This is a genomic window from Nigerium sp. (assembly GCF_039811905.1).
In the GTDB taxonomy this organism is placed as follows: Bacteria; Actinomycetota; Actinomycetes; order Propionibacteriales; family Propionibacteriaceae; genus Propioniciclava.
In genome coordinates this window covers 1-10,014 of the sequence record NZ_JBDHZL010000100.1, presented here as the reverse complement: position 1 = coordinate 10,014, position 10,014 = coordinate 1, and the positions used below count along the sequence as shown (strand labels likewise).

At 71.1% G+C, this 10,014-nt stretch carries 9 protein-coding genes; 2 read left to right on the top strand and 7 right to left on the bottom strand.

Features of this window, described 5'->3' with window-relative positions; all coding sequences use genetic code 11:
* Positions 1-183 precede the first annotated feature (183 nt).
* Positions 184-1,725, bottom strand: coding sequence for a hypothetical protein (locus WMJ97_RS12690; RefSeq protein ID WP_347349365.1), 1,542 nt, complete (start codon positions 1,723-1,725; stop codon positions 184-186).
* A 49-nt stretch (positions 1,726-1,774) separates the two neighbouring features.
* Here WMJ97_RS12690 and WMJ97_RS12685 point away from each other — a divergent pair, with 49 nt between their 5' ends.
* Together WMJ97_RS12685 and WMJ97_RS12680 are read left to right on the top strand one after the other, a co-directional pair.
* Entirely contained in the window at positions 1,775-2,608 is an 834-nt protein-coding gene (locus WMJ97_RS12685) for a hypothetical protein (RefSeq protein ID WP_347349364.1), read from the top strand.
* Between the two features lie 125 nt (positions 2,609-2,733).
* Positions 2,734-3,846 carry an endo-1,4-beta-xylanase gene (locus tag WMJ97_RS12680; RefSeq protein WP_347349363.1) on the top strand — a complete coding sequence of 371 codons (1,113 nt, stop codon included), beginning with the start codon at positions 2,734-2,736 and terminating at the stop codon, positions 3,844-3,846.
* A 23-nt stretch (positions 3,847-3,869) separates the two neighbouring features.
* Here the strand turns inward: WMJ97_RS12680 and WMJ97_RS12675 are convergent, their stop codons facing one another.
* The 6 genes from WMJ97_RS12675 to WMJ97_RS12650 form a co-directional block, all read right to left on the bottom strand.
* On the bottom strand, positions 3,870-4,478 hold the full coding sequence (locus tag WMJ97_RS12675; RefSeq protein WP_347349362.1) for a hypothetical protein: 609 nt from the start codon (positions 4,476-4,478) through the stop codon (positions 3,870-3,872).
* Positions 4,479-4,621: 143 nt separating this feature from the next.
* The gene (locus WMJ97_RS12670; RefSeq protein ID WP_347349361.1) at positions 4,622-5,452 is read right to left on the bottom strand and encodes an ATP-grasp fold amidoligase family protein; all 831 of its coding nucleotides are present in this window, start codon (positions 5,450-5,452) and stop codon (positions 4,622-4,624) included.
* A 230-nt stretch (positions 5,453-5,682) separates the two neighbouring features.
* Positions 5,683-6,933 (bottom strand): hypothetical protein, encoded by a 1,251-nt coding sequence (locus WMJ97_RS12665; protein WP_347349360.1) that lies wholly within the window; start codon positions 6,931-6,933, stop codon positions 5,683-5,685.
* A gap of 30 nt (positions 6,934-6,963) precedes the next feature.
* A complete protein-coding gene (locus WMJ97_RS12660) occupies positions 6,964-7,908 on the bottom strand; it encodes a hypothetical protein (RefSeq protein ID WP_347349359.1) in 945 nt (314 codons plus the stop codon).
* An 89-nt stretch (positions 7,909-7,997) separates the two neighbouring features.
* Entirely contained in the window at positions 7,998-8,621 is a 624-nt protein-coding gene (locus tag WMJ97_RS12655; protein ID WP_347349358.1) for a hypothetical protein, read from the bottom strand.
* Positions 8,621-9,874, bottom strand: coding sequence for an O-antigen ligase family protein (locus WMJ97_RS12650; protein ID WP_347349357.1), 1,254 nt, complete (start codon positions 9,872-9,874; stop codon positions 8,621-8,623). Before WMJ97_RS12650 ends, WMJ97_RS12655 begins: the two co-directional genes overlap by 1 nt.
* Between the last annotated feature and the right edge of the window lie 140 nt (positions 9,875-10,014).

Here is a 10,014-nt window from a genome sequence, read left to right as displayed (position 1 = left end):
GAGAGGAGTTGAACCTCCACGTCCTTTCGGACACACGGACCTGAACCGTGCGCGTCTGCCATTCCGCCACTCGCGCGCGTTCTCCACTAGGAGAACAGCCCGATTAAGGTAGCACGCCCGCCCGGTGCGATGCACATCGGCCGTCCTGCGGCCTTCTCCTCAGACCCCGCCCGTGATCTCCGCTCATGAGCGCCGCTCGAGGATCCAGACGCGGTAGTCCCCCACGTCCCGGACCCCGTCTTCCCGGAAGCCCAGCCGCGTCAGCGTGGCCAATTCGTCGGAGGCGTCCCGGGCGGTCAGGCTCACCCCGATGACCCGCCGGACGCCGGCCAATCGCAGGCCGGCGTCCGCGATGGGGATCTCGGTTTCCCACAGCGTGGGAGACCCCTCCAGGTCGCGGTCGAGCGTCAGGTCACGCATGCCGGCGAAGTCGTCGGGGTAGGCGTACCGCGCCACGCGCGCCAGCGAGTCGTGCTGGATCCACAGCCCGTCGCCGGGACGCTTCACCGCACCCACGGTCCGGGCGACCGCCAGAACGTCACCCTTGGCGTCCGGCTGCCGGATCGCCGCCCAATACTGGACGCCGAGCCCTCCGAGCGCCACCGCCGCGAGCGCCGCGCAGACGGCGCGCATCACCGAGCGGCGGGCGTCCAGCAGGCCCGTCAGTCCTGCGCCGACCACCAGGGCGAGGGCGGGCGCCGAGATCGCGCAGTATTTGGGATCGTAGAGCGGCAGGACGGTCCCGGCCGCCAGCAGTGCCAGCGCGGGCAGCCCCGCCCACCCGAGCAGCAGCACCGCCAGGGGTCCGCCGCCCAGCGACGCGGATTCGCCCGGCTCCCCGCGGACGCCTGACCGACCCTCCGAACCGGCCTCGCCGGACGCCGACCGCAGGCGTTCCACCAAGCCCCACAGCGCCACGGCCACGGCGAGCACGAGCGCCAGGCTGCTCACGACGACGATCCGCATGGGGAACAGGTCCCCGAGGAAGCCGCCGAGGAAGACCCTCGGCAGGGCGACGACGTCCCCCGGCCCGACCAGGGGGATCCACGACACCTGGCCCCGCTGCCCGATCGCCATGAGCGCCACCGGCAGGGCCGGCAGGACGCCTGCCGCCGAGCTGGCGACCAGCGGCCCTAGCGGACGCCGCTGCGCACGCATCTGCCAACCAGCCGCCACCCACAGCGCCGGGAGCGCCAGGTAGCAGTAAAAGAAGAGCACGCAGGCGACGGCCGTCACGACGGTGTTCGCCACCCAATACCGGCGCAGCCCGGTCGTCAGCGCCCGCAGCATAAAAAGGACCCCGAGCGACAAGAACAGCGTCGCCATCGCGAACGACCGGGCCTCGATCGCCATCCACACCGTTCTCGGAAGCACGACGAACGCGGCGCCGGCCACGATCGCCGCCGCGCGTCCCCACAGCCGACGGGCGACCTCCGCCACCACCCCGGCGGTCGCCGCGACCGCCAACGCCGACGGCACCCGCAGCAGCGCAGGCGTGTACCCGACCACACCCAGCCAGACGTGCATCAGCGCGTAGTAGGCGGCGTGGACGGCGTCCACGTCGGTGAGCATCCGGCCGAGGGCGTCCCAACTGCGCTGGGACGCCGCGAGCGTGGCAACCTCGTCGAACCAGAGCCCCGGGACGCCGATCCCGGCGAGCGACACGACCAGCGCGAACACCACCACCCCGCCGGCGGGCAGCCCCGCTTCCATTCGGTCTCGCACGCCTCCACGATAGGGGCGGGGCGTTTCGCCGGTTCCCTAGAATGGCCGCGTGAAGGGACGACGCGCATCGCTTGGGCAGCACCGGGGTGACGTCTTACTGGTCTCGCCGCATCTGGACGACGCCGTCCTCTCCTGCGAGGCGTGGATCAGCCGCGAGAACGCCCTCGACATCCTGACCGTCTTCTGCGGGCGTCCCGTGCCCCCGGTCGAGAGCCCGTGGGATCTGGAAGCCGGCTTCGCGAACTCGGACGTCGCGCTCGAGAGCCGCCTGGCCGAAGACGACGCCGCGTTCGCCGGAACCCCCCACCGCCGCCAGCACCTCGACCTGCTCGACCAGCAGTACCTCGACCGTGACCGAACTCCCGAGGAGGCAGCATCCCTCGCCGCCTGGGTCACCGACTGGGTCACCCAGGCGCACGATCCGTTGGTACTCGTCCCCGTCGGCGCCGGCCTGCGCCCCCCAGAGCCCCTCGCGCGGGTGCCGCTCGCGGGCCGGGTCGTGGCGGCGATCGAGCGGCGGCTCCGGCGGCTCTGGCACCTGCTTGACCGCGAGCACCGCTCCGGACGCCCGCCCCACATCGACCACGTCTGGGTCAGCGAGGTCGTCACCGAGGCGCTGGCTCCGACCGGCGCCCGCCTCTGCTTCTACGCCGAGTTCCCCTACTCCCGCGGGGGCGACGGGCGCCGCGCAATCGCGGCGTTCCGGCGCGCCCACGGCTGGACAACCCTGGAGCGGCTCGACGTTCCCGTCGACCGCGACCGCAAGGCCCGGCGCGTGGCCGCCTACCACAGCCAGATCGAGACCACGAGCGACGCGGGCGGACGCCTCGACGAGCCCCGCGGGCTCGCACCCGTCGAAACCTACTGGTACGTCGCCAACTGAGCCCGGCCGGCCCCGACCCACCCGCCGAGGACGGCGGACTGCGACACCGCGTCCGAATGCCGCGCCACACCAGGAGCATTACGATGTGTCGCGACCACACGACCCCGCGGGAAAGGCTGATTCGGATGGCTGAGTCGGGCGGACGCCGTCGCCTCGGACGCCGCACCGGCGCGCTCGCCGCGCTGCTGCTCGGCGCGGCGTCCCTTCTGCTGTCCGGCTGCGGAGCGCCGACGCCGACGCCCACCAAGGACGCCCCCGTGCTACCCCTGCGTGAGGCCGCCGGCGACCGGATCAGGGTGGGCACCGCCGTCGAGGGACTGCGCTCGTCCCAGGCGCTCAAGGACTCCACCTACGCCCGCATCCTCGGCACGGAATTCAGCTCCGTCACCCCCGAGAACCAGATGAAGTGGGCCTTCCTGCAGCCCACCCGCGGCACCTGGGATTTCGCGCCGGCCGACGAGGTCGTCGGGTTCGCGACCAAGCACGGCCAGACCGTCCGCGGGCACACCCTGATCTGGCACGGCGGCAACCCGTCCTGGGTCTCCGACGCGGGTATGAGCTGCGAGGCGATGCGGCAGACCGTGCGCACGCACATCACCACAGTCGTGAAGCACTACCGGGGCCGCGTGGCCGAATGGGACGTGGCCAACGAGCTCCTCGACGAAAACGGCCGACCCCGCCCCGAAAACCCCTTCGTGCGCGCCTGCGGCATGGGGATCGTCGACGACGCCTTCCGCTGGGCGCGCGCCGCCGACCCGGACGCCAAGCTCTTCCTCAACGACTACGGCGCCGAGGCCGTCAACGCCCGTTCGGACGCCTACGTGGAGCTCATCAGGGGCATGAAGGCGCGCGGCGTCCCGATCGACGGCTTCGGCGTCCAGGCGCACCTGCGGCTGAAGGACGGCGTCCCGAAGACCATGGGCGAGAACCTCGCCCGCTTCGCCCACCTCGGCCTCAAGGTGGCCATCACCGAGGCCGACGTCCGGCTCGACTGGCACCCCGGCGAGGCGGTCTCGAGCAGCAGGCAGGCCGCCCAGGCCCGTGCCTACGCGCAACTCGTCAAGGTCTGCGTCGACCAGCCGGCCTGCACCTCGTTCACCGTCTGGGGGTTTACCGACCGCTACTCCTGGCTCCCCGAGGGCATCGATGGCCAGGGCTACGCGGCCCTCATGACCGACCAGTACACGCGCAAGCCGGCGTTCGACGCCGTGGCGCGAGCCCTGTACGCAGGCCGCTGACGGACGCCCGGCCCGGGCGGATCTCAGCCGTCGGAGTTCCGCACCCCCTGGACGATCCGGGCGACCGGCGGGGAGACGGTGGCACCGGCCGGAACGTCCCGCAGCACCACCGCGTTCGCGCCGACGACCACCCCGTCGCCCAACGTGACGCTGCCCAGCACCTTGCAGCCGCTGTAGAGGGTGACGTCGTCGCCCAGCGTCGGGCAGTCGTCGTCGCTGGTGTAGCCCACCGTGATGCCCTGATTCAGCCACGCGTTGCGGCCGATCCGCCGGCACGCGACGAAGGTCTCGTCGCCGTGCTGCACGTACAGCCCCGGCCCCACGTGCGAGGGCGGCATGAGGAGGTGCAGCGTTCGCAGAGGCGGCGCGAAGAGGCGCAGCACGTAGCCGGCAGCCCCGAGGCGCCAATACACGAGCGCCCGGAACTCCGGGTGCAGGCACAGCAGGTAGACCAGGGCCTGCGTCGGCGTCCCCGCCAAATGGCGGACCTCGCGCCACCGATCCAGATCGGCCAGAACGACGCGACGGGCCGGATGCACGCGCAGTACCGCGAGCGTGGGCAGGATCCGTGGGAAGTACAGCCGTTGGAGGATGGCGCGCTTCTTGTTCACGCCCGACAGGAACAGTTTCATCGCACACACCCTTCGCGCCCGTGGTCGCCTGCGCACCACCGGCGTCGACCGCTGACCGCCTCGTTCACGATCGGTACCCCCCGCACCTCATCCTGATCACCAACTCATGCCGACGCGCCCCGTTGAGCGTCGGGAGAACGCCATCATGCCCCACGGGAGGAGCGCGCGACGTCGGCGCCCACGTCGCTCGGCAGCGTCCACCAGTCGCCCATCGTTCGGTCCCAGGAGGCGGGGCGATACCGCGTCACGCCCCCGCCCGGATACGGGGAGTACTCCCCGAACCAGACCTCCCCCGCGACGCTGTACAGGTCGATGCGGATGAAGTCCCACCCCGAGCCCAGCCGGGCCGCCAGGTCGACCATCTGCGCCCAGTTGCCGGGCAGCGGGTCGGCGCCACGAATCGGTACGGGCAGACGTGCGTCGCGCAGCGGGACCACCCGGCCCTTGGGGTCGAAGAACGACTCCCTGGGCTGATCGCTGAACCGGTCGGCGTTCACCTGGACGAGCCGCGGGACCCCGTCGAACACGAAGAACTTGTAATCGCGCGGGGGTTCCTCCCCCGCGAACGGGATCAGCTCCTCCATCAGCAACAGGGGCCGCGCCACCCGATAGCCCCACTCCCCCAATTGGACGGCCGGCTTGCTCACCAGCCACTCGCGGGTGCGCCGCAGCGCCTCGGCGTCCGCCCGGTCGCTGGGCAGGACTTCGCCGCTGCTGTGATTGGGTTTCAGGATCCACGGGCGACTCGTCCGCACGGGAGCCTCGTCGGGATTCGTGCCCATCCAGATCGTCTCGGGAATACGCAACACAGATTCGTCCGGAACCGCGCGCCTCGCCCGCTCTTTCATGGACGCCTTGTCGCACGCCTCCGCGATCTGCGGACGGCGATCATGCAGAATGCGCCAATTGACTTTCTCGTTGAAGGTCTTCGGGTTCGTGAAATCGCCCCACCTGCCGGTTCCGGCCCAATGCATGTAGTGCCTCTTCGGCACGGGCGGCAGCGCCGCCGCCAACGCCCAGTGGACGGGTCGCACAAGGTTTCGGACACGTCGCATCGAAAAACCCATCTGTGCCCATCCCCCTCGCCAGTTCAGCCTATGACCCACCTAAACTACGACAGCGACGTGGCAACTCGTGAGTGCAGACTTGCGCATCAAAAAGAGGCGTGAGGGGGGCGGGCCGATCGTGGCGGACGCCTCGGCGGCTACGCCGCCGACGACGCCGCCGCGCCGGGGCTGGCGAGGGCCTGCCGGTGCATCACGATCTGGGCGAAGAAGGTTGCGGCGGCGGCGATCGCCCACCACAGCAGCGCCCCACCGGCCCCGAGGGTGCCCACGGCGAGGAACGGCGTCAGGCAGAGCAGGCAGCGCACGGCCGTCCACCAGAACTGCGCGTTCACCCGCCCCAGCAGCACCAGCGTGTGGCTGATCGGCAGGCAGATGAAGCCCGACGTGAAGTAGACGCAGCCGGGCACGACCACGAGCTTCGCCACGTCCCACGAGTCGCCGAGCAGCGGGATCAGCCACTGAATGCACACGACGAAGAAGGCGAGAACCGGCAGCGACCCGACGAACAGCAGCGCCACCCAGCGCGCATGAAAGCGCTTGAACTCCTCGCGCCGGTCCTCACGCAGAATCTCGGCGGCACCCCCGTAATAAAGAGGTTGCAGCGTCGTATAAGCGGTGTTCACCATCGGGGTCAGGAATCGGCTCACCAGCGCCCAGGCTCCGCTGATCGAATCGTTGCCCAATCCCGGAAGAACAATGAGGGGCAGGGACGCGACCGAGCCCGCCATCGCCTGCGAGACCGGCAACAGTTTGACCTCGCGCCACAATTGCGTGAAATCTGATCCGCGCGGGCGTCCGAGACCCCGAATGCGAAAATCAGCCGCGAAAATCAGGGGGACGAGGCCGAAGAAGATGGACGCCGCCCACGCCAGCGAGAGCCCGAGGTACCCGGGCACGGGCGTGAACACCGACGCCACGATCAGGACGGCGTTCGTGACCCCCTGGATCAGCCGCCCGCGCGCGAGCACCCCCTGACGCTGCTGGCGCAGGATGCTCGCCGTCAGCAATTGCTGCAGCCCGAGGCCGAAGGCGGCGACGCCGACCAGAAAACCCATCGGGCCCCACACCTCGCCGAGAGCTGAGCCCCCGATCGCACCCAGGAAGCACGCGACCGAGACGACGCTCACCGAAGTCAGCCCGGCCCGCAGCAGCGAGTGGTAGACGGGCTCGGAGACGACGCCCAGACGATGTTCGACGGCGAGGCTGTTGAAGCTGCCCGCGATCCAGACCGCGCCCGACATCGCCCCGTACCAGGCGAAGTCCCCGGGCGAGAGCCGAGCGGCGGCGAAGGCGGTCGCCCCCATGACGGCCAACTGCGCCAAGACCGTGGAGCCGAACAGCTTCGACGCCAGCTCCACCGGACGCCGCCACGTCGCACGGAGGCTCATGCGCCCCGTCCTCCCCTCTGCTCCGGGCCCTCAGCCCTCCAGCAGGTCCACACGACGGCCCATCACCGCCTCCAACTGCGCACCGTCGCCCAGGGCGTCCTCCACCCGAGCCGCGAGGCCGCGCTGGACCAGGTACTCGAGGATCTGGCGCTGGTGGGCGTCCACATGCTCGCGCAGGTCGGGACGCCGCGCCATCAGCAAGGGGACGTGTCCGCTGTCGAGGATGTTCATGGCCACGCCGACGCCCGCGTGCGCGACGATCAGGTCGTGCTCGCCGAGAGCCTCGCCGAACTCGGCGTCGGTCAGTTGCTCGACGACGCGCCCGGGAAGATCCCGGCGGTCGGTGCAGCCGACCTGCCACAGCACGTCGACCTCCGGGTGCAGGCGGCAGTAGGCCAGCACGGTGTCGATGAGCCGGTCGAAGCGGTACGGGCGGATCGTCCCCAGCGTCACGAAGATGCTGCGCGGCGAGACGGCCGTGACCGGCCGCGTCCGGTATTGCCCGAGCACCGACGGGCCGTCGCGCCACGGGCCGGTCAGCCAGCCCGAGTGTTGGCCGTAGAGGCCGACCCGCGGGACGCGCGCCAGGATGCGTCCGGTGAGGGACGGCCCCTGGACGCGCGAGATGCTCTCCAGGTACACGGCCGGCTTGCCCCGCAGGGCGATCTGCGGCAGCACCGCCAGCGCCAGCCCGGCCCCGGTGGAGACCGCCCCGTCCACCTCCTTCATGAACGGCTGCAGCAACCGGGTCGCCCGCGCCAGCCCGCGGTAGTCACGCGGCCGGACGTACGGCACGTGATGCACCTCGCGTCCGCGGAGCAGGCTGCGGCTCTGCGGCGTGTCGAACGTGACCCACGGGCTCTCCGGATCGACCCCGAGCCGACCCGCCAGCCTCGTCAACTGCGTCAGGTGGCCCCCCGTCGAGGCCACCATCGCGACGCGTTTCCCGCGGATGTCTTCCAGTGAGTACCTCATCTTGCCCCCTCCCGCCGGGCCGCGTAGCGCTCGTCCTCGTGACGCTCGCCGGCCTCGGCGACATTCAGACCCGCGCGGCAGTGCGCGGATTACAACCCGGCCGAGCCGTCGGCGCCGCGACGCCGCGGCAGCACCGCGGCCAGGACGCACCCGATCAGCAGGCCCACGAAACCGCCCGTCCCGGCGAACAGGCTGCCGTTCGGCCACGATCGCTCGGGATCCGGCACCGCCCGCGTCACGATCGACGGCCTCACCACGCTGGCCCCACCGGACGCCTTCGGCGAGACGGCCGTCGCCTGCTCCGAGACCCGCGTCGCGACGGCGTTGGCCAGCGTGGCGGCCTCCGCCGGGGTCTTGGCCGTCGCCTCGATCTGCAGAACCACCGTGTCGACCGGCACCGTGGCCTTGAGCTCCTTCGCGAGATCCTTCGGCGTCGTTCCCCCGCCGACGTCCTGGGCGACTCGCTCCAGGACGGTTTGCGACGTCACCAGTTGGGCGTAGGACGTCATCTGCGAGCGGACGAGCGACGCGGCGTCGTTGAACTCGGTCACGCTGGTTCCGCCCTGCGCGGTGAAAAACAGCTCCGACCGCCCCGTGTAGGTGCTCGGCACGACCATGGACGCCAGGTAGCCCAGGAGGGCCCCGACGAGCGTGCACACCACGGGCAGGACCCAACGCGCGGGAACCCCTTTGTACCAAGACAAACTCTGCATCAGCTTTCCTTCGAAATCATTGACGGACGCCCGACGCGTGCGCGCCGTGCGATAAGAGGGTCGGGTGTGCTCGCCACCGGGCCGGCCCAGAGGAAGCACAGGAGGAACCACGAGAACGGGCTCGTGATGTACGCCTCCGCCATGTTGGCGGTCGCGAAGAGGAAGCACAGGGCGAGCGCCCACAGCAGCCCCCTGCTCAGTTCGGGCACGGTCAGGTAGCGCACGAAGGCCACCACGGCGAGCGGGATGATGACCACGAGACCCACGAGCCCGGCCTCCAGCACCAGGTCGAGCAGACCGTTGTGCGCCGACACGAACTCGAACCCGAGCGTCTGCTCGGCGTAGGCGCGGATCGGCGACCCGGCCCGCCACGGCGCCCCGACCCCGTAGCCGGTGAGCGGCCGCTCCGAGACCAGTTCGAGAATGAGCGACCAAATCTGCGTCCGGCCGGTGAACGTGGGGTCGCGTCCGATGAGCAGCGTCAGGCGATCGAAGTTCCCGAGCACGAGCAGCCCGGCCGCGCCGAGCGCGCCCAGGAGGCCCCCCGCCCGGTAGACCGCCGTTTCGCGGGGCCCGGTGCGCACGAACCACACCATCCAGGCGCCGGCCAGCCCCGCGACCAGACCCAGGAGCGCGGTCATCGACGTGCTGAAGCCGAGGGCCACCCCGCCCAACACGACCACGGCGATCCACCCCGCACCGCGGCGGTCGGGCCTCCTGATCTGGAACAGGGCGCACAAGACCGCGAGGGCAGCGTTGAAGCCGAGGCTGTTGCCGTGCGGGGTGATGCCGCGCATCGCGCCGCTGGTGTCGAACGAGGTGCCCGGCGACACGACCGCCGCGACGAGCGACGCCGCGCACACGATCGCCAGCGCCAGCGCGGCGTCCCGTGCGAGCAGGATCGGCCGCACCGTGTTGGCGGCGAAGATGCCGGCGACGGCGACCGCCAGCAGCTTGATGACGTCGTCGAGGGTGTCCTGCGGCAGCAGCGACCACGCGGCCGACAGCAGCGCCCAGCCGATGAAGATCAGCACCGCCCAGGGGATCGCCACGGGCCGCCGAAGGCGTCCGAAGCTGCCCACGATGATGAGGAGCGCGCCGATCTGGATCGACGCGGGGAACCAGGCCGCGAGGCAGAAGATGCCGGCGACGTACAGCAGGTGCGTCATCGGGGTGCCGCGGTCGTCCGGACGCGGCGCAGGGACGGCGTCCCTCCCCCGGCCCGCGGTCGTGGGCATCGCTGAGGCGTTCACCGGCGTTTCCTTCCGATCAGGCGGCGCGCGCGCACGGCCGCGGCCGCGAGCACCTGGACGCCGACGGGCGCAGCCCAGCGCCAGCCGCCGCGGAAACCGAGGGCGGCACGGCCCAGCCGCGCCACCTCGCCCGGGTCGCC

What these genes read in the sequence shown, in the direction of transcription:
- WMJ97_RS12675 (WP_347349362.1), bottom strand. Translation starts at nt 4,478, where the DNA reads ATGAAACTGTTCCTGTCGGGCGTGAACAAGAAGCGCGCCATCCTCCAA.
- WMJ97_RS12665 (WP_347349360.1), bottom strand. Translation starts at nt 6,933, where the DNA reads ATGAGCCTCCGTGCGACGTGGCGGCGTCCGGTGGAGCTGGCGTCGAAG.
- WMJ97_RS12660 (WP_347349359.1), bottom strand. Translation starts at nt 7,908, where the DNA reads ATGAGGTACTCACTGGAAGACATCCGCGGGAAACGCGTCGCGATGGTG.
- WMJ97_RS12655 (WP_347349358.1), bottom strand. Translation starts at nt 8,621, where the DNA reads ATGCAGAGTTTGTCTTGGTACAAAGGGGTTCCCGCGCGTTGGGTCCTG.
- WMJ97_RS12670 (WP_347349361.1), bottom strand. Translation starts at nt 5,452, where the DNA reads ATGCATTGGGCCGGAACCGGCAGGTGGGGCGATTTCACGAACCCGAAG.
- WMJ97_RS12680 (WP_347349363.1), top strand. Translation starts at nt 2,734, where the DNA reads ATGGCTGAGTCGGGCGGACGCCGTCGCCTCGGACGCCGCACCGGCGCG.